Genomic DNA, 18,007 nt, shown 5'->3' on the forward strand with positions numbered 1-18,007 from the left:
ATTATGGTTTGATGCCTTATGCTGACTGAACTTCAAAACAAAGAGCGGATGCCTTAGGCATCCGCTCTTTCGTTATTAGTGTCACACAGAATACTGATTCAAACAATCGGAACAACTGCGGGGAGTCACCCCTCTCCCCCAGGGAGAGGGGCCGGGGGTGAGGTTTGGGGCAGCGTCTTATTCCACCCGCCTCAGCTTCAAATTCGTTACCGGCGCCACTATGAGCGGGAACTTCTCCACCGTCACGTTGCTCACGTCGAGACCGAAGCCGCGTTCCTCGGAGAGGCTCGCTTCCTTCAGCCAGAAGTGGAACTTCATGATCACGCGCTCGAAGAAGGGCAGCTCGTTGTCCTGGCTCAGGTATTTTTCCATCACGATGAACTGGAAGTCGCCCACCACCTTGTTGCGCTCGAGGCTCTCGTAGCGCGAGGTGATGTTCACTTCGCGGTTTTTTACCAGGTCTTCCACCACCTTGCGGAACATCAGGTTGAGGCGCGGTTCCACACGGAATCCGAGGCGGAACTCTACCCGGATGATGTCGTTGGGAATGATGTGATCGACCTTGTACTCGGTGGTGTACGGGTCGTCAAGCGTATCCACGTGCACGAACCAGTAGATGTCGGCACGCTTGGGTTTGCGGTTGAGGATGGAGTAGATGATTTTGTGCTCGATCTCGCGCGGGTTGTCGGCCGAGGTGAGATACACCAGGTGGGTGGAGAACTTGGGCACCGAACGGTCGTTGCTCAACTCCTGGATCTTGGGGATGTAGTGCTCGAGGCGGACGAATTCCACGTAGCGGTTCTTGATCTTGCGGGCCCGGAACCAGTCGAACATTACAAAGAACAGGAAGCCGGCCACGATCACCGTTACAAAGCCGCCGTGCGGAAACTTGTCGACGTTGCCCAGCAGAAAGGCGCCTTCGATGGTCAGGTAGATGGTGAGGTAGAGGTAGATAAAGACCGGCTTGATGCGCCGCAGCACCAGGAAGTTGGCAAACAGGATCGAGGTGGCGATCATGCAGAGGGTGATGGCCAGGCCATAAGCCGCTTCCATGGAAGACGCCTTTTTGAAATAAAGCACGATACCGACGCAGCCCGTAAAAAGCATCAGGTTCACGCCGCCGATGTACACCTGGCCGCGTTCCTCGGTGGGGTACTTGATCTGGAGCTTGGGCCACAGGTTGAGGCGCATGGCTTCGGAGATGAGCGTATAGGACCCCGAGATAAGGGCCTGCGAGGCGATGATGGCCGCTGCCGTGGCGATGGTGATGCCGAAGTAGAGAAACCACTCGGGCATGACGCCGTAGAAGGGGTTGAAGCCCTTTTCGATCATTTCAGGCGTGACTACAGCGCCCAGGATGCGCTTCATGCTGCCCGTTGCCGGATCCTTGTAGAACCCGCTGAGCAGGTAAGCGCCCTGTCCCAGATAATTCAGGATCAGGCAGGTTTTTACGAAGATCCAGGAGTAGCGGATGTTCCATTTGCCACAGTGGCCGAGGTCGGAGTAAAGGGCTTCGGCACCCGTCGTACAGAGGAACACACCGCCCAGGATATAAAATCCCTTAGGTGTGCTGATCAGCAGCTTGATGCCATACCAGGGATTGAAGGCTTTGAAGATGTGCAGGTAGTCGGACAGGTGGTAAACGCCCAGCACCGCCAGGGTAAGGAACCATACCGTCATGATCGGGCCGAAGAAGCGGCCGATAAAGGCGGAGCCGAACTGCTGCAGGAAGAAAAGTACCCCGAGGATGGCCAGCACGATGTAGATGACCGTCCACTGGTTGATATCGTGCAGCGCCGGAACCTGTTTGAGACCTTCGATGGCCGACGTAACCGAGATGGGCGGGGTGATCATGCCGTCGGCGAGCAGGGCCGCGCCCCCGATCATGGCCGGCACCACCAGCCAGCGCTTGCGCCGCCGCACCAGGGCGAAGAGCGAGAAGATGCCCCCTTCCCCCCGGTTGTCGGCGCGGAGCGTGAGGATGACATATTTAATGGTGGTTTGCAGGGTCAGTGTCCAGATGATGAGGGAGAGCGCCCCCACAATCAGTTCTTCAGTGATGACCCGGCCGCTGGTGATGGCATTGAGTACGTAAAGCGGAGAGGTGCCGATGTCGCCATAAATAATACCGAGAGCAATGAGCAAGCCCCCGAGGGTTGCCCGGCTGTTGTGAGTTGAAGGCATTGTTCCTTACGATTGGATTGAATCGTTTACTGCGGTAAAGGTAGCGGAAAGCAATGTTCAGCGGCTAAAAAGCAGCGCCGCCCGGGCCGCCTCCCGGAAAGGGCTTTGGCGGGCTCAACTTTAACTGCTTTTATCGGGTCCGAAACGCTAATTTTAAAGCGATTAAATTCCTTTTGCATGCGCATGACCCGTCTTCTGCTGCTGTTGCCCCTGTTGTGCTTCCTGGGTGCCGGGGCCCAGAAAATCGTCTACTCCGAGCCCGACCGCGACGAAACCCGCCGCACCACCTTCGAGGTGATCGGTAAGGTCGGCCCTAACGTTCTTGTATATAAGAATATCCGGGCCCAGAGTTTTATTTCGGCCTACGACAACGATATGAAGCCGGTAGGGAAGGAGCGGCAGGATTACCTCCCCGAAGACCGGCTCATCAACGTCGACTTCTTTCCCTACACCGACCACGCCTGGGTGATCTACGAATACCAGAAAAAGAACGTGGTGTATTGCGAGGCGGTGAAGGTGGATGCTCTCGGTAAGAAAGTATCCGATGTGCGCCTTGTGGATACGGCCCATATCTCGATCACCACCAACAACAAGATCTACTCGGTTATTTCTTCGGAAGACAAGAACCGCCTGATGGTGTTCAAGATCAACTCGCGTAACAAGAACCGCTACGTGCTCAGCACGCTGCTGCTCGACCGCGACCTGGGCGAGCTGGGCCGCAGCCGCCACACCATCCCGATGGAAGACCGCGACGATAACCTCGGTGAGTTCCGCCTCGACAACGATGGCGGCCTCGTGTTTGCCCGCTTTACCCGCGTCAACAACGACAATATCAGCCAGGCAAGCCTCCTGTGGAAGCCCGCCGGCTCCGACTCGCTTTACACCACCGAAATCAGGATCGACAAGGACAAGATGTTCCTCGACGAGCTGCACATCAAGGTGGATAACCCCAACAAGCGTTACTTCCTGACCTCTTTCTATTACACGAAGCGCCGCGGCAATATTGAAGGCTTTTACTTCTACGTGTGGGACGGCACCACGCAGAAAGTGGCCCTCGAGCGGGCGGTGGCTTTGGGCGACGAGCTGCGCCGCGATGCGCGCGGCGATGCTTCTCCGAAGATGGCCTTCAACGATTATTTCATCCGCAACATCATCGTGAAGAAGGATGGCGGCTTTATCATCGGCTCGGAAGCCTACTATACCACCTCGCGCCTCAACAACTGGAACCGCTGGGATTACCTCTATGGCCCTCCGTACGGCGGCGGCTATGGTTATTACAGCTATTCGCCCTATAATAACTGGTACTGGCGCAACCGCGCCAACACGGCCGCCGTGCGTTACCACGCCGATAACATCACCATCCTCAGCTTCGACCCCGCCGGCGGGCTGCAGTGGAGCAACGTGATTCACAAGGAGCAGTTTGACGACGATTCGGACGACGCCCTTTCCTACCAGGTGATGAACACCGGCGGCGCCCTGCACTTCCTCTTCAACCAGGACGAAAAGCGGGTGCAGCTGCTCAACGACTATGTGCTTTCGCCCGACGGCGCCATGAACCGCAACCCCACCCTGAAGAACCTTGACCGCAACTTCGACTTCCTGCCGCGGTATGGCAAACAGGTGGCGGCGCGGACATTCATCGTGCCTTGTTACTATCGCAACTATATTTGCTTTGCGAAAGTTGAATACCCCAATCCATAATCCTTGATCGCCCTATTTAAACAAAAAGCGCCCGGAACGATCGCCATCCTGTTCATCGCCGGGCTCCTGCTGAAGCTGCCGCTGTTTACCCAAACGGCCCTGCTGACGGCTCCCACCGATGGCCCGATGTTCCGCCCCCTTGCCGACTGGATCGGGCGTGGCTATGCGGCGGCACCCGGCGCGCTCGCCTTTGTGCTGCTGTTTGCCGGTGCACTGATACTGAATTCCGCGGTGAATCAATACCGCATGACGAGCCGGCAGACCTTTCTGCCCGCGCTGTCGTACCTGCTCATCACCTCGCTGGTGCCGGAGTGGAGCTTCCTGTCGGCGCCGCTTTGCGCTGCGCTGCTCCTGGAGCTCGCCTTTGTGCTCACCCTGCGGCTTTACGGGGCGCAGAACGCGAGCGGGCGCATCTTCAACATCGGGCTGCTCACCGGGCTTGCAGGTTTCTTTTACCCGCCGGCACTGCTATTCGGGGGCATCGCCCTGCTCGGGCTGATGGTGCTGCGCCCGCTGCGCGTTAATGAATTGTTTCTCCTGCTGCTCGGCGTGCTCACACCTACCTATTTCTATGCGATCGTTCTCTTTCTGTACGATCGCCTCCAATGGAAAATGCTGGTTCCGCAACTGCACTTCGAGGTGATCGAGCGGCCTGCATCCTATACGGTGCTTGGCGCCATCGTGCTCCTGGTAATGCCCTTCCTGCTGGGATCGTACTATGTGCAGGCAAGCCTGCGCAAGATGCTCATCCAAGCCCGCAAAAACTGGAGCCTCGTGCTCTTCTGGCTGCTGCTGGCGGTGGGTATTCCCTTTCTTGGCAATAGCGGGCAATACACACCCTGGCTGCTGGTGGCCGCGCCGCTGGCGGCGTTCCACGCCTGCGCCTTTCTTTACCCATCGCGCAACTGGGTGTCGCTGCTGCTGTTCTTCGTGATCCTTATGTATATCCTCGCACTCCAGTATGGGATTGCGATGGTGCGGAAATGAACTTCCGGGTTCTGGGGTTTTAGGGTTCTGAGGTTGGTTCTGTAGCCGCACCTTTAAACCATAGAACTCCAGAACCCTAGAACCTCCGCCCCTTCCTTCGTATCTTTGCGGCTCAAACAACCCTTATCTATGAAATTCGGTGTCGTTGTCTTCCCCGGCTCCAACTGCGATCGCGATATGTATGATGCCCTGGTGCATGACCTTGGCCAGGAGTGCGTTATGCTCTGGCACAAGGACAGCGACCTTTCGGCCTTCGGTCCCGACGATTGCATCGTTCTCCCCGGTGGCTTTTCATACGGCGATTATCTCCGGACCGGTGCCATCGCCCGCTTCAGCCCCATCATGGCCAGCGTGATGGAGCACGCGAAGCGCGGAGGCAAGGTGCTGGGCGTATGCAACGGCTTCCAGATCCTCTGCGAAAGCCACCTGCTGCCCGGCGCCCTGCTGCGCAACAACAACCAGCAATACGTTTGCCGCAACCTTCATATAAAGAATGCCGCCGGCTCGGTGTACCAGATTCCCATCGCGCATGGTGAGGGCCGCTACTATGCCGACGAGGCCACACTCGACGCCCTCGAAGCAAACGGCCAGGTGCTGTTCCGCTATTGCGATGCGGAAGGCAACCTCACCCCGGAGGCCAACCCGAACGGCTCGATGCGCAACATCGCGGGCATCTGCAACGAAGGCCGCAACGTGTTCGGCATGATGCCGCACCCCGAGCGGGCCTGCTCATTTGCGCTGGGCAACACCGATGGACGTAAGATCTTCGGTGAGTTGTTTTCGGCTTTGCAGGAAGCGGTTACCGTCTAAAGCTTTATTGACGGGACCTCGTTCGTGCGCTGCAAGTCTTAACAAATCGAAATTCATTTATCACCGAATTTTGATGTTCAACAACCCGGTATGAAAAATCTTTTACTCGCACTGGCCCTCCTTGTGGGCGTTGCCGCATCGGCGCAAAACCCGGTGAGCTGGACCTTTACCACCAAAAAGCTCAACGACAAAACCTACGAGGTTCATATGACGGCCACGATTCAGAAAGGCTGGCACCTCTACGCACAAGCGCAGCCGAAGGATGCCATTGCGCAACCGACGTCATTCAGTTTCAACAAGAACCCGCTGCTCAACTTCGAAGGCAAAGTGAAGGAAGTGGGCAAACTGGAAAAATTCCGCGATAAGGTGCTGGATGTTTCTGCCAACCAGTTCAGCAACCGCGTCGACTTCGTGCAGGTGGTGAAGCTGAAGGCGAAGGCGAAGACCGCGGTCACGGGCAGCCTCGAGTTCCAGACCTGTAACGACGAGAAGTGCCTGCCGCCGAAAAACGTTCCGTTTACCATCAACCTGAATTAAGCCGGCTAACGGACCAACACGCACGCTAACTGGATTTATACTTGTTTTGCAAACGGATTTCTGATGAAGTCCGTTTGTCTTTTTAACTACCGTGTATGCCGCACCTGCGCCGCCTTCTTTTTGTACTGATAACGCTCTTTTCTGTATCCGTTGCACTGGGCCAGACCGCGCCCTTCAAGTGGGAGGCCAGCGCCCGCCGTACCGCGCCCAATGCCTACGAGCTGCAGTTTAAAACGGCAGGCGCCAACGGCTGGGAGCTGTACCAGCCCGAACAGGCCAACGTGCGGGATGTGGTCTTTGCCGAACTGGTGTTGAACGACAGCTCCATCAAAGCCTCCCCGGTTATCGCGGCGGGGCCGTCCGGCAGCTTTGTGAAAAGCCCGGTTTTCGATGGCGCCCAGGTGGCCGTCAGCCGCGGGCCGGCGCAATGGCGGGCAACCATCCAATTCAGCGGTGCGGTGCCCGCCCGCCTTGCCGGGAAGCTGCTCTATACGTACGGTCGCAACGACGAACTTTACCCGGGCACGGAAGCCGCTTTCTCGGTGGCGCTCGAAGGCGGCGTGTCGGCTGCCAACCGCATCCTGATCCCCTCTATCGACATCAATAAGCCCGTATCGCCCTGCGGCGATGAAAGCACCGCCAATCAAAGCGCCTGGAGCATTTTCTTCATCGGCCTGGGCGCCGGCTTGCTGGCCCTGCTTTTTCCCTGCATCTTCCCGCTGATCCCGCTGACGGTTTCTTTCTTCACCAAGCGGGCGCCCACGCGGCGCAAAGGCGTGCGCAACGCTTTTTTCTACGGCTTCTCCATTTTTATCATCTATACCGCGCTGAGCCTGCCCTTCCATCTTTTCCAGGTCCGGCCCGAGGTGCTCAATAATATCTCCACCAATGTGCCGCTGAACCTGGCGTTTTTCGTGGTGTTCGTCGTGTTTGCCATTTCCTTTTTCGGTGCCTTTGAGATCACCCTGCCCAGCGGGCTTGCCAACCGCGTTGATTCCAAGTCGGGGGCAAGCGATATCTGGGGTATCTTTTTCATGGCGCTCACGCTCACCATCGTTTCATTCTCCTGCACCAGCGGTATCCTGGGCGCGCTCATCGCCGGCTCGCTCAGCGGCTCCAACGCTGCCTGGCAGCTCACCGCAGGAATGGCGGGTTTCGGCCTTGGCCTCGGCCTTCCATTTGTATTGTTCGCGCTCTTCCCGGGCTGGCTGCAATCGATGCCGCGCAGCGGTGGCTGGATGACCGAGCTCAAGGTGGTGTTCGGATTCATCGAGCTCGCCATGGCCATCAAGTTCTTATCGAATGCCGACCTGGTGAAGCACTGGGGCCTGTTGCCGCGCGAGGTGTTCCTCGCCTCCTGGGCACTGATCGGTATCTGCATCGTGGTGTACCTGCTCGGCCTCCTGCGCAAAACCCCGCGGCCGAAAATGGGGCCGGTGCGGCTGGTCTTTGTCACCATCTTCGCGGCCATCACCGTGTATATCATCCCGGGCCTGTTCAACGTGCCAAGCGCCGGGCTGACGCTGATCAGCGGATTTCCGCCGCCGCTTACCTATAGCATCTACAAGCCACACGCGGCGCTGGCCCATGCGGTAAAGCCGCTGCACAACGATTACGAAGGCGCCCTGCGTCGTGCCCGCGCCGAAGGCAAGCCGGTGCTCATCGACTTCACGGGCTGGGCCTGCGTCAACTGCCGGCGCATGGAGGAGCGCGTGTGGACCGACCCCGCCGTTGCCGCATATATGAAGGATAGCTTTGTGGTGGTGTCGCTGTATGTAGACGAGCGCCGCACGCTGCCCGCCGCCGAGCAGCAGGAATATACCGCCCGCCGCGGCGATAAGCGCGATATCACCACCGTCGGCGATAAATGGGCCACCTTCCAGTCGGAGAACTTCTTCGCCGTATCGCAGCCGCAGTACGCCATTATCAGCCCCGACGAGCGTGCGCTTACCCGGCCCAAGACCTACACGCAGGATCCGAAGGACTTCCTCGGGTGGCTTCGCTGCGGCCTGGAAGCGTTCCGTAAATAGCGATACCGTCCTGCATATAAAAAGGCCTCCCCATCGGGAGGCCTTTTTATATGCGGTTATCTGGGTTCTTTTTCTTTCGTAAACCAGGTTTCGGCAAGTGCCGGATCGTTGGTGCGTAACAGGTAGCGGCCGGGTGGGAGGGTGCTGATGGAAAAGCGCAGGAGGCTGCCGGGTGCCGTGGAAATGGTGCGTACCGTAGATCCATCGCCATCGATGATGCGCACGATCGTGACGCGGTGGCTTTCCGGTGCTTCGATGCTGAGGACCTGGCGGGCCGTGTTGACGTGCGCGGCTGTAGTCACCGCCTGGCCCTGCGCTGCCGTTACCAAGAGGAAAGCGAGGAATAAAAGTAGAATCGTTCTCATACGGTTGGATTTACTGGTTAAAACTAGTGAAGGCTGCCGGCTTGCCACAGCGGGAAACTACCCGTTTTTGCCGCGTAGCTTTCCGGCCACCCCCTTCAAATGCAGCAAAAAAGTGACCAATCCGGAGCGCCTGCCGCCCGTCACCGCCATTTGTCCGCTCGTGGAGCCCGGTCGCCGCTACTAATTCATTAGTTGAACTCCTAATCGATTAGTAGTAGGTTTATCAAAACGTTTACTGATGATCAAGCTGGCGAAACGCGAAGAACAGATCATGCAGGCTTTCTGGGAGCTCGGGAAGGCCTTTATCCGCGACATCATCCCGCTGCTGCCGGACCCGAAGCCGCACTACAACAGTGTAGCGACGATGGTGAAGATCCTCGAGGAAAAGGGCTTCCTGCGCCGCGAAGCCGTAGGCAACATGAATGCTTATATACCCGTCGTCGGCCGCGACGCGTATCAGAGCCATGCGCTCAAGGACATCGTGAGCCAGTATTTCGACAACTCCTATCCCCGCATGCTGGCCTTCTTCGCCAAAGAGCAGAACCTGGGCGAGCAGGAGCTGAAGGAAATTCTTGAACTCATCAAAAACCAGAAACCATGATCCCCTACACCCTTCATGTGGCCCTGCTGGTGGCGGGTTGCCTGGCCTTTTACAAAGTGTTTTTGCAGCGCGAGACCTTTTTCCGCCTCAACCGCTGGGTGTTGCTGGCTTGCCTGGTACTGGCCTTCGCCCTGCCGCTGGCCCATGTGCCGGCACAGTGGTCGCTGCGCAAGGCTGCCCCGGCCGAGACGTCGGTCCCGGCAACCGCGCCGCTGATCCCTGATGCGGTGGATAACCTGGCGGGACGCGAAGGCTCGCTCAGCGCCGCGCAGCCTTCGGAAGGGCCGGATGCAAAGGCCGCCAGGCCAGTCGTCGTAAAGCCGGCGGCCGCAACGGTCGACGCGGGCCGCGTGCTGCAATGGGTGGGCTGGCTCTACTGGTTCGGGGTGATCGCCTTCGGGATCAACTTCCTGCTCCAGGTGGGCCTGCTGCTCTACCGCGCTTACACCAACCCGGTGATCCGCGACGGGCGCTACCGCATCGTGGAGCTGAGCGGCGACGTGGCGCCCTGCTCTTTTGCCAACAACATTTTCATCAATCCGGAGAAGTACGACTGGGATACCTACCAGCAGGTGCTCGAGCACGAGAAGGTGCACTGCAGCGGCCGTCACTCCTGGGACATCCTGCTGGCGGAGATCGTACTCGTATTTCAGTGGTTCAATCCCTTTGCCTGGATCTATCGCAAGACCCTGGAGAACAACCTCGAATTTCTTACCGACGAAGAGCTGCTGGAGCGCCGCTCCTTCGACCCGTCGAGCTACCAGATGAGCCTGCTGCGCGTTTCATCGCCGCATCTGCCCCTGGGCCTCACCACCAATTACAATCAATCCCTTCTTAAAAAACGAATTCTCATGATGCAAGCAAAAAAATCCAACTGGCATACAAGCTGGAAGTACCTCTTCCTGCTGCCGCTGATGGCACTGATGATGTGCCTGCTCAACGAGCCTGCCGTGCAGGCGCAGCAGCCCGCGGCTAAAACAAAGACCAAGGCGCGTACGCACAAACCGATCGACACCGAGGGCAACTGGTTTGCCACCATCAAGGGCGATAAGGTCCAGATGCAGTTCCGTGGCGATGATGACGGCGAGCGCTCGATGAACGGCAACTCCTTCGCGCTGTCCGACTTCGGCAACCTGCCGCGCAACGGCTCCGGCACTTTTACCCTGAAGCGCGATGCCGGCACCATGGAATTCACCGGCCGCTTCGACGGCGACCAGGGCATGGGCCGCTACAAGTTTGTACCGGATGAATCCTACGCCGCCTTCCTGAAGCAGCAGGGCCTGGAGCCGGGCGATGCCGGCGACCGCATGGTGCTGTTCTTCGTGGATGCCAGCCGCGCTTATGTCAGCGAGCTCAAGTCGCTTGGCTATAAGGATTTCGATCGCGACGAGCTGATTCCGCTCGCGGCCCTCAGGGTAAACGGCGCCTATATCCGCTCCCTGCGCGAGGCCGGGCTGAACGATGTGCCGCTCAGCGAGCTCATTCCGCTGCGCTCGCTCGGCGTTGACAAAGCCTACGTGGAGGACATCCGCAAAGTATACCCGAACGTAACCGCCAGTCGCCTTATCCCGCTGAAGGCACAGGGTATCGACAGCAAATACATCCAGGCGATGCGCAGCTCAAACAAAAGCTGGCAGCCGCGCGACACCAGTTATCGTAGCCGGCGCGACAACGGTGACGATGATAATAATGTTAATACGAATGTCAATGTGAATACAGACGCAAGCACAAAAGCTGACAAGCGCAAGCGCGACGATATGAACGAGCAGGTGCGTGAGCGTGTGCGCGAGCGCGGCGGTAACGACGAGCTCAACGACATCGTAGGCATGAAAGCCGTTGGTGTAGACGATGCCTATATCCAGTCGATCCGGGATGCCGGCTTCCCGGATATCTCTATCAAAAAGATTACGGGCTTCAAGGCGCTGGGCATTACTCCCGACTATATTAAAAGCCTGCGCTCGCTTGGATTTTCCAGTCTTTCGGAGTCGGACGTTTCGGGCGCGAAGGCGACGGGTGTTGATGCGGCGTTTATCCGCAGCTTCGAGCCGGTTGGCTACAAAGGACTGCGTCTCAACCAATATGTCAGCCTGAAAGCTACCGGCGTTACGCCGCAGCTTGTGAAGGAATACCAGGACTTTGGCTTCACCGACGTGCGTCCCAACGACGTGATCGGTGCCAAGTCGGTTGGTGTTACGCCCGCCTTTCTTCGTGAGATGAAGGCCAAGGGTTATGAATTCAAGAGCCTCAACAAGGCCATCGGCCAGAAGGCTTCGGTAGATTGATACCGCGGGGCGACGGTGCTCCCCGCCGGCGTCCCTTTTTTCCCTTTCGCTTTACCGCTTGTCCGTAATTCTACGGCTCCTTGATGAACGGCGCACAGCGCCGGAGGGAAAGCCGTTTCTTTAAAATACGAAACAATTCGTAAAACTGCACACATGAAGACATTATTGACAACCCTCGTTCTTTTCTGCGCAGCGGTCGTGCAGGCGCAGGATAGCACCCGTGCTTCGTCCGACACCTCGAAGCTTTCCAAAAACAAGGATCTCCAGGAAGTAAGGATCGAGTCCATGCGCCCGGCGATCGAGCAAAAGGCCGATAAGATCGTGGTAAATGTGGAGAATACGGCACTTGCCGCCGGCAATACGGCTTACGCTGTGCTGAGCCGGACGCCGGGTGTGCTGATCGATGCCGAAGGCAATATCCAGCTCAACGGGCGGAGCGGTGTGCTGGTGCAGATCGACGGGCGTCCGACCTTCCTCTCGGCCCGCGACCTCCGCACCCTGCTGGAAGGCATGCCGGCCGAAAACCTGAAGAATATCGAGATCATCACCAACCCCTCGGCGAAGTACGAGGCGGAAGGCACCTCGGGCATTCTCAACATCAACCTGAAAAAACAGGTGAAGCAGGGCGTGAACGGCTCCCTGTACGCGGGTTACAATACCAACTTTCACAACAGCGGCTGGTCAATCGGCGGCTCGCTCAATTACCGCAAGGGTGGCTGGAGCTTTTTCATCAACACCGACCTCATGCGCCGCGTGGGTGGCCGCGACGCCACCTTCACGCGCGTGTTCCAGTCGGGCGGCAAGACCACCTACTTCGACCAGGTGGCCACGGCCAGCCACTACAACGAAGGCCCCCCGACCTTCCGGGTCGGCTCGGAGCTGGAGCTCGGCAAACGCCACAGCATCGGCATCACCACTTATTTCAACCAGAACACCCTGCGGCAGGAGTTTCTCTCCGGCACCAGCATCGGCAGCGCTCCGATGGTTCCGGAACTTCGTGTTGACGCGCGCAATTACATGATGAATGTGTGGCAGGGCTGGACGGGCAACGTGCACTATGTTTACAAGCTCGACTCCGCGGGCAGCACGCTTTCCAGCGATTTTGACTTTGCGCGGATCCGTAACCGCGGCGATGCCGACTTCCTCAACTTCTACGACAGCGTGGGGCGCGGTCCGTATACCGACTTCCTGTACCAGGAGTCGCCCAACGGTTACAACATCATCTCGGGCCGCCTCGATGCCACCGTGATGGCGGGCAACGGCCGCCGCGTGGAGACGGGTCTGCGCGCCTCCGATGTGTTGTCTGACAACGACGCACGTTTTTATTTTCACAATACGCCCGAACTGGTGGTTGATCCGCACCGTACCAACCACTTCCGCTACCGCGAGAACATCTACGCGGCTTATGTCAACGGTGTGATCCCTGTGGGCAAGCGCCTGACGGTGCAGGCCGGGCTGCGCCTGGAGCAGACAATCTCACGCGGCATGCAGCTCACCACCGGGCAGGTGACCAACCGCCAGTACACGAACCTGTTTCCCAGTGTGTTTCTCCAGCAGAAGGTGAGCGAGAACTATAGTGTAACGCTTAATTACAGCCGCCGCCTGCAGCGCCCCAACTACGGCAACCTAAATCCCTTCCGGCTGTACCGCGATCCATACACCTGGTTTGAAGGCAACCCCGGCCTGCAGCCGCAATATGCGCATTCCTTTGCGCTGACGCAGTCGATCAAAAAAACCTATCTCATTACGCTCAGCTATTTATATACGAGCGACATTATGGCCGAATTGCCGCGCCTCGTGCCCGACAGCGCCTATACTATTTACTACCCCGGCAACGTAAGCAGCGAGCGGGAGTGCGGTGTCACGGCGGTTATTCCGGTCAAGATCCGCCGCTGGTGGGATGTGCAGAACACGCTCACCATGCTGGCTGACCGCATTGACGCAAACAGCAAAAGCGGCGGGCAGGTGAACGATAATGTGTTCGTGATGTTCCAGTCGAACCACACTCTGCAGCTGCCGCGCGGCATCCGGCTGGAGCTGAACGGGCGCTACGTGGGAGAGGGGCTCAGCGGCCTTTATGTGATGCAGCCTTATTTCCGGCTCGACGCCGGTCTCCGCAAAAGCTTTCCCATGGCGCACCTCGACCTGAGCGTAAGTGCCAGTGATGTCTTCCAGAGCCACCGCCTGCGCTTCGATACCCGCATCGGCGACAATATCAACAATTTCGACCAGTACCTGCGTTTCCAGGGGCTGAACATCCAGCTGCGTTACAACTTCAGCAAGGGGCAGCGCGTGGATGAGCAGCGGAGAAGGACCGTGGAGGAGATGGGACGGGCGGGCGCGTAGGAAGGCAACAGAAGAACAAGGAACAAGGAACCGCAGAATATTTAAGTAAGTAGAAATAAAGAAGGGAAGTCAGATCCGACTTCCCTTCTTTATTGAACATTCCTTGTTCCTTGTTCTGCGGTTGCCCTAACCCAAATCGATATCCGTATTATCCCCGATGTTCAGCGTCCGGGTTTCGCCGCGGATGCCGGTATCGGAGCCGATGATGGAGTAGTCGAGCACGATGTCGAAGAGGTTGGAGTAGGACCCTATGATGGAATTCTTGATAATGGAGGAGTCGACCGTGGTTTGGTCGCCGATGGTGACATTGGGGCCGATGATGGAGTTGCGGATATCGCAGCCCTTGCCGATGCGTACGGGCTGGATAATGACCGTGTTCTCATAGGCCTGGCTCGACATCATGGAGCCGCCGAATTTTTTAAGCAGGGTGGCATTCGACTCCAGCAGGGTTTCGCGCTTTCCGGCGTCGAACCAGCTGTCTACCTTAAAGGCGCGGAAGGTGGCACCCTTGCGGATCATGCAGTCGATGGCATCGGTGATGCTGTATTCGCCGTGGGTACGGAGATCCTGGGCCATATTGGCGAGGATGCATTCGAACAGCATCCGGGTTTCCCGGATCTTGTAAATGCCCACCAGGGCCATGTTCGACTTGGGGATCTGCGGCTTTTCCACCACGTGGGTCACCTCGCCCTCCGCGTTGATCTCGGCCACGCCGAAGGAGCGCGGGTCGTCTACCTTTTTCACGCCGAGCATGGAGGTTTCGCTCTTGAGCACCGTGTCGATGTCGTATTCGCAAAGCGTATCGCCCAGAACCACCAGCACTTCGTCGCCGCCTACGATCTCGGCGCACAGCTGCAACGCGTGGCCGATGCCCTGGCGGTCGCTCTGGTGCACAAAGTGCGATTTGATATTGAGGTAATTGTAGCGGACATAATCCTGGATCTTGTCGCCCAGGTAGCCCACCACAAAGATGAACTCGTTGATACCGGCATTACGCAACTGGTCAACGATGATGCTCAGAACCGTCTTCCCGGCAAGCGGAATGAGGGCCTTGGGCTGTGTATAAGTATGCGGTCGAAGCTTTGTGCCGGCTCCGGCCACGGGTATGATCGCTTTCATTCAGTACTTTTTAGATGGTCCTTGCGCACCTTCCTTTCACTTCACCATCCGGATACTCAAAACGCCGGGGCGTTGGCTAAATTATGAATGGGCCGGCAAAATTAGTGCTTTTTAAAAAGCGCAGTTTCGTGCGGCAATGGCGCTTATTTTTGCCGGGCCGGGCGCGACTCCTGCCCGCTTACTTATAATACCGCTTATGCAACAAGATTCCGCCGTATTCGACATTATCGCCAAGGAACTCCAGCGCCAGCGCCAGGGCATCGAGCTGATCGCCTCCGAAAACTTCACCTCCCACGCGGTGATGCAGGCCATGGGCTCCGTGCTGACCAACAAGTACGCCGAGGGTTATCCCGGCCGCCGCTATTATGGTGGCTGCGAGTTTGTCGACGAAGTGGAGCAGCTGGCCATCGACCGCATCAAGCAGGTGTTTGGCTGCAACTACGCCAACGTGCAGCCCCACAGCGGCGCGCAGGCTAATGCCGCCGTTATGCTGGCGGTGCTGAAGCCGGGCGACAAGATCCTCGGTCTCGACCTGAGCATGGGCGGTCACCTCACGCACGGCTCGCCGGTCAACTTCAGCGGAAAGCTGTACGAGCCGCATTTCTACACCGTGGTGAAAGAAACCGGTCTTGTCAACTACGAGGAGCTCGAGCAAAAAGCGCGTACCGAGAAGCCGAAGATGATCATCTGCGGCGCGTCGGCCTATAGCCGCGACTGGGATTATGCCCGCATCCGCGCCGTGGCCGACGAGATCGGCGCCTTTGTGATGGCCGATATCGCGCACCCCGCCGGCCTCATCGCCAAGGGGCTGCTGGCTTCGCCCTTCGAGCACTGCCACTTTGTTACTTCTACCACCCACAAGACCCTGCGCGGTCCGCGCGGCGGCGTAATCCTGATGGGTAAGGATTTTGAAAACCCCTTCGGCCTGAAAGACCCGAAAGGCAATATCCGCATGATGAGCCACGTGCTCGACATGGCGGTGTTTCCCGGCTCGCAGGGTGGCCCGCTGGAGCATGTGATCGCCGGCAAGGCCGTTGCCTTCGGCGAGATACTCGACGGCTCCTTTACAGCCTATGCGCAGCAGGTGCAGCGCAATGCCCAGGCAATGGCGGCCGCGCTCGTAGCCCGCGATTACCAGATCATCTCCGGCGGCACCGATAACCACCTGATGCTGATCGACCTGCGCAACAAGAACATCACGGGCAAGAAAGCCCAGGAAACCCTCGACCGCGCCCACATCACCCTGAACAAAAACGCCGTTCCCTACGACGACAAAAGCCCCTTCGTTACCTCCGGCATCCGCATCGGCGTACCCGCCATTACCACGCGCGGACTGAAGGAAGCGCATATGGAAACCGTGGTGGAGCTCATCGACCGCGTGCTGATGAATATCGACGAAGCGGCAACGATCAGCAAGGTTGCCGGCGATGTGAAAGACCTGATGGGCGGCTTCGCGCTTTACCCGCAGATCTGATCCCGGAAGTTTTCATTAGCTAATTAGCACATTATCCATCAGCACATTCCTGAACTATGTTGCAACGAATTCAAAGCGTCTGGCTCCTGCTCGGAGCCGCCTTCGCCGCTACTACATTCCGCTTTCCGTTTTACTCGGGAACCCTGAAGCCCGGCGCCACGACGTTTGCCGATCCTGCCCCAGGTCCCGAACTCAACGCCCTGGCAACGATCTGGCTGACGATCCTCACCGCGGTCATCTGCGGCCTTGCGTTGGTGACCATCTTCCTGTACGGCAACCGGAAGATGCAGCTGCGTTTTTCCATTATCGGGCTTTTTCTTTCGATCGGCCTGCTGGCGCTTTATTTCCTGCAGCTGGGCAACTTCGCCACGGGTGTCATGGCGCTTTCCTGCATCTTCTATTTCGCCATACCGGTATGCTGGTTCCTGGCGATCCGTGGTATTATCCGGGATGATAAACTAATCCGGTCGATGGATCGTCTGCGTTAAATCAGTGAAATCATGGAATTATAAGGGCTCTTCGTTTAAGCGATGAGCCCTTAATTTTTTCTTTGGCCTTCCGTGGTTTCTGCGTTTTCTGCGTGAGATTTGCCGCATGTTTCGCAACCGCATCACTGAACTTTTTGGTATCGACTATCCTCTTGTCCAGGCCGGCATGATCTGGACCTCGGGCTGGAGGCTGGCGGCGGCTGTTTCCAATGCCGGCGGCCTCGGCGTCATCGGCGCCGGCAGCATGTACCCCGATATTCTCCGGGAACATATCCGCAAGTGCCGCGCGGCCACCGGCAGGCCCTTTGCCGTAAACCTGCCGCTGCTTTATCCCGACCTCGACCAGCATATTGCCATCATCATCGAGGAAAAGGTACCGGTCGTTTTTACGTCGGCGGGCAACCCGAAAACCTGGACGGCCCATTTCAAGCAACAGGGCATCAAGGTGGTGCATGTGGTCAGCAGCAGCAAGTTCGCACTCAAATCGCAGGAGGCGGGTTGTGATGCCGTGGTGGCCGAAGGCTTTGAGGCCGGCGGTCATAACGGTCGCGAGGAAACGACCACCATGGTGCTGATCCCCGCGGTAGCGGAGGCCGTGCGCATCCCCGTGATCGCGGCGGGTGGTATCGCTACCGGCCGGCAGATGTTTGCGGCCATGGCCCTTGGTGCCGAGGGCGTACAGATGGGCTCCCGCTTCGTGGCTTCCGAGGAAGCGTCCGCGCACCCGGCTTTTAAAAAGGCCGTGATCGATGCAGCGGAAGGCGATACCCGCTTGTCTTTAAAGGCACTGACCCCGGTGCGCCTCCTGCGCAACCATTTTGCGGAAGCGGTGCGGGCGGCCGAAGACCGTGGTGCCAACAAAGATGAGCTGACCGCATTGCTGGGCCGGGCGCGGGCAAAGAAGGGAATGTTCGATGGCGACCTGGAAGAGGGAGAGCTGGAGATCGGGCAGGTGAGCGCCCTCTTACATGAGGTGCAGCCCGCCGGGGCCATCGTGGAAAGGGTCTGGAAGGATTTTTTGGCGGCATTGGAAAATCCGCTGCAAAAAATATAACTTTACGATAGTATTCGTTGACCAGTAAA

The 18,007-nt window shown here is 58.0% G+C and carries 14 protein-coding genes; 11 read left to right on the forward strand and 3 right to left on the reverse strand.

The window, feature by feature from the left end:
- Positions 1-177 precede the first annotated feature (177 nt).
- Positions 178-2,184, reverse strand: coding sequence for a KUP/HAK/KT family potassium transporter (locus EPD60_RS11290; RefSeq protein ID WP_131449549.1), 2,007 nt, complete (start codon positions 2,182-2,184; stop codon positions 178-180).
- 183 nt (positions 2,185-2,367) lie between these two features.
- Here EPD60_RS11290 and EPD60_RS11295 point away from each other — a divergent pair, with 183 nt between their 5' ends.
- The 5 genes from EPD60_RS11295 to EPD60_RS11315 all read left to right on the forward strand — a co-directional run bounded on the left by EPD60_RS11295 (position 2,368) and on the right by EPD60_RS11315 (position 8,249).
- The gene (locus tag EPD60_RS11295) at positions 2,368-3,885 is read left to right on the forward strand and encodes a hypothetical protein (RefSeq protein WP_131449550.1); all 1,518 of its coding nucleotides are present in this window, start codon (positions 2,368-2,370) and stop codon (positions 3,883-3,885) included.
- Between the two features lie 3 nt (positions 3,886-3,888).
- The gene (locus EPD60_RS11300) at positions 3,889-4,872 is read left to right on the forward strand and encodes a DUF6427 family protein (protein WP_131449551.1); all 984 of its coding nucleotides are present in this window, start codon (positions 3,889-3,891) and stop codon (positions 4,870-4,872) included.
- Between the two features lie 129 nt (positions 4,873-5,001).
- Complete coding sequence (gene purQ, locus EPD60_RS11305) at positions 5,002-5,682, forward strand: phosphoribosylformylglycinamidine synthase subunit PurQ (protein WP_131449552.1); 681 nt, start codon at positions 5,002-5,004, stop codon at positions 5,680-5,682.
- Positions 5,683-5,772: 90 nt separating this feature from the next.
- Positions 5,773-6,219, forward strand: coding sequence for a protein-disulfide reductase DsbD domain-containing protein (locus EPD60_RS11310; protein ID WP_131449553.1), 447 nt, complete (start codon positions 5,773-5,775; stop codon positions 6,217-6,219).
- Positions 6,220-6,314: 95 nt separating this feature from the next.
- Positions 6,315-8,249, forward strand: coding sequence for a protein-disulfide reductase DsbD family protein (locus EPD60_RS11315; RefSeq protein ID WP_131449554.1), 1,935 nt, complete (start codon positions 6,315-6,317; stop codon positions 8,247-8,249).
- Positions 8,250-8,305: 56 nt separating this feature from the next.
- Here EPD60_RS11315 and EPD60_RS11320 read toward each other — a convergent pair whose 3' ends face one another.
- Positions 8,306-8,614: a hypothetical protein gene (locus EPD60_RS11320; protein WP_131449555.1), complete on the reverse strand. Its 309-nt coding sequence runs from the start codon at positions 8,612-8,614 to the stop codon at positions 8,306-8,308.
- A gap of 238 nt (positions 8,615-8,852) precedes the next feature.
- Between EPD60_RS11320 and EPD60_RS11325 the strand changes: the two genes are divergently transcribed.
- The 3 genes from EPD60_RS11325 to EPD60_RS11335 all read left to right on the forward strand — a co-directional run bounded on the left by EPD60_RS11325 (position 8,853) and on the right by EPD60_RS11335 (position 13,843).
- On the forward strand, positions 8,853-9,215 hold the full coding sequence (locus EPD60_RS11325; RefSeq protein WP_131449556.1) for a BlaI/MecI/CopY family transcriptional regulator: 363 nt from the start codon (positions 8,853-8,855) through the stop codon (positions 9,213-9,215).
- Positions 9,212-11,497 (forward strand): M56 family metallopeptidase, encoded by a 2,286-nt coding sequence (locus EPD60_RS11330; RefSeq protein WP_131449557.1) that lies wholly within the window; start codon positions 9,212-9,214, stop codon positions 11,495-11,497. The genes EPD60_RS11325 and EPD60_RS11330 overlap by 4 nt, the downstream gene beginning before the upstream one ends.
- A 153-nt stretch (positions 11,498-11,650) precedes the next feature.
- Positions 11,651-13,843, forward strand: coding sequence for a TonB-dependent receptor domain-containing protein (locus tag EPD60_RS11335; protein ID WP_131449558.1), 2,193 nt, complete (start codon positions 11,651-11,653; stop codon positions 13,841-13,843).
- Between the two features lie 126 nt (positions 13,844-13,969).
- On the opposite strand, the gene EPD60_RS11340 is transcribed toward EPD60_RS11335, so the two are convergent.
- On the reverse strand, positions 13,970-14,962 hold the full coding sequence (locus EPD60_RS11340) for a sugar phosphate nucleotidyltransferase (RefSeq protein ID WP_131449559.1): 993 nt from the start codon (positions 14,960-14,962) through the stop codon (positions 13,970-13,972).
- 196 nt (positions 14,963-15,158) lie between these two features.
- On the opposite strand from EPD60_RS11340, the gene EPD60_RS11345 reads away from it, so the two are divergent.
- From EPD60_RS11345 to EPD60_RS11355, 3 genes are all read left to right on the forward strand, one after another.
- Positions 15,159-16,436 carry a serine hydroxymethyltransferase gene (locus EPD60_RS11345; RefSeq protein ID WP_131449560.1) on the forward strand — a complete coding sequence of 426 codons (1,278 nt, stop codon included), beginning with the start codon at positions 15,159-15,161 and terminating at the stop codon, positions 16,434-16,436.
- A 56-nt stretch (positions 16,437-16,492) separates the two neighbouring features.
- Positions 16,493-16,924: a DUF4293 domain-containing protein gene (locus EPD60_RS11350; protein WP_131449561.1), complete on the forward strand. Its 432-nt coding sequence runs from the start codon at positions 16,493-16,495 to the stop codon at positions 16,922-16,924.
- Positions 16,925-17,030: 106 nt separating this feature from the next.
- The gene (locus EPD60_RS11355; protein ID WP_131449562.1) at positions 17,031-17,978 is read left to right on the forward strand and encodes an NAD(P)H-dependent flavin oxidoreductase; all 948 of its coding nucleotides are present in this window, start codon (positions 17,031-17,033) and stop codon (positions 17,976-17,978) included.
- Positions 17,979-18,007 lie beyond the last annotated feature (29 nt).

This window comes from Flaviaestuariibacter flavus (assembly GCF_004337505.1).
In the GTDB taxonomy this organism is placed as follows: domain Bacteria; phylum Bacteroidota; class Bacteroidia; order Chitinophagales; family Chitinophagaceae; genus Flavisolibacter; species Flavisolibacter flavus.

Bases quoted from the DNA above. Each gene is read 5' to 3' on its own strand.
- EPD60_RS11315 (WP_131449554.1), top strand. From the start codon at position 6,315: ATGCCGCACCTGCGCCGCCTTCTTTTTGTACTGATAACGCTCTTTTCT.
- EPD60_RS11310 (WP_131449553.1), top strand. From the start codon at position 5,773: ATGAAAAATCTTTTACTCGCACTGGCCCTCCTTGTGGGCGTTGCCGCA.
- EPD60_RS11340 (WP_131449559.1), bottom strand. From the start codon at position 14,962: ATGAAAGCGATCATACCCGTGGCCGGAGCCGGCACAAAGCTTCGACCG.
- EPD60_RS11355 (WP_131449562.1), top strand. From the start codon at position 17,031: ATGTTTCGCAACCGCATCACTGAACTTTTTGGTATCGACTATCCTCTT.
- EPD60_RS11330 (WP_131449557.1), top strand. From the start codon at position 9,212: ATGATCCCCTACACCCTTCATGTGGCCCTGCTGGTGGCGGGTTGCCTG.
- EPD60_RS11290 (WP_131449549.1), bottom strand. From the start codon at position 2,184: ATGCCTTCAACTCACAACAGCCGGGCAACCCTCGGGGGCTTGCTCATT.
- purQ (WP_131449552.1), top strand. From the start codon at position 5,002: ATGAAATTCGGTGTCGTTGTCTTCCCCGGCTCCAACTGCGATCGCGAT.
- EPD60_RS11335 (WP_131449558.1), top strand. From the start codon at position 11,651: ATGAAGACATTATTGACAACCCTCGTTCTTTTCTGCGCAGCGGTCGTG.
- EPD60_RS11350 (WP_131449561.1), top strand. From the start codon at position 16,493: ATGTTGCAACGAATTCAAAGCGTCTGGCTCCTGCTCGGAGCCGCCTTC.
- EPD60_RS11345 (WP_131449560.1), top strand. From the start codon at position 15,159: ATGCAACAAGATTCCGCCGTATTCGACATTATCGCCAAGGAACTCCAG.
- EPD60_RS11295 (WP_131449550.1), top strand. From the start codon at position 2,368: ATGACCCGTCTTCTGCTGCTGTTGCCCCTGTTGTGCTTCCTGGGTGCC.
- EPD60_RS11320 (WP_131449555.1), bottom strand. From the start codon at position 8,614: ATGAGAACGATTCTACTTTTATTCCTCGCTTTCCTCTTGGTAACGGCA.
- EPD60_RS11325 (WP_131449556.1), top strand. From the start codon at position 8,853: ATGATCAAGCTGGCGAAACGCGAAGAACAGATCATGCAGGCTTTCTGG.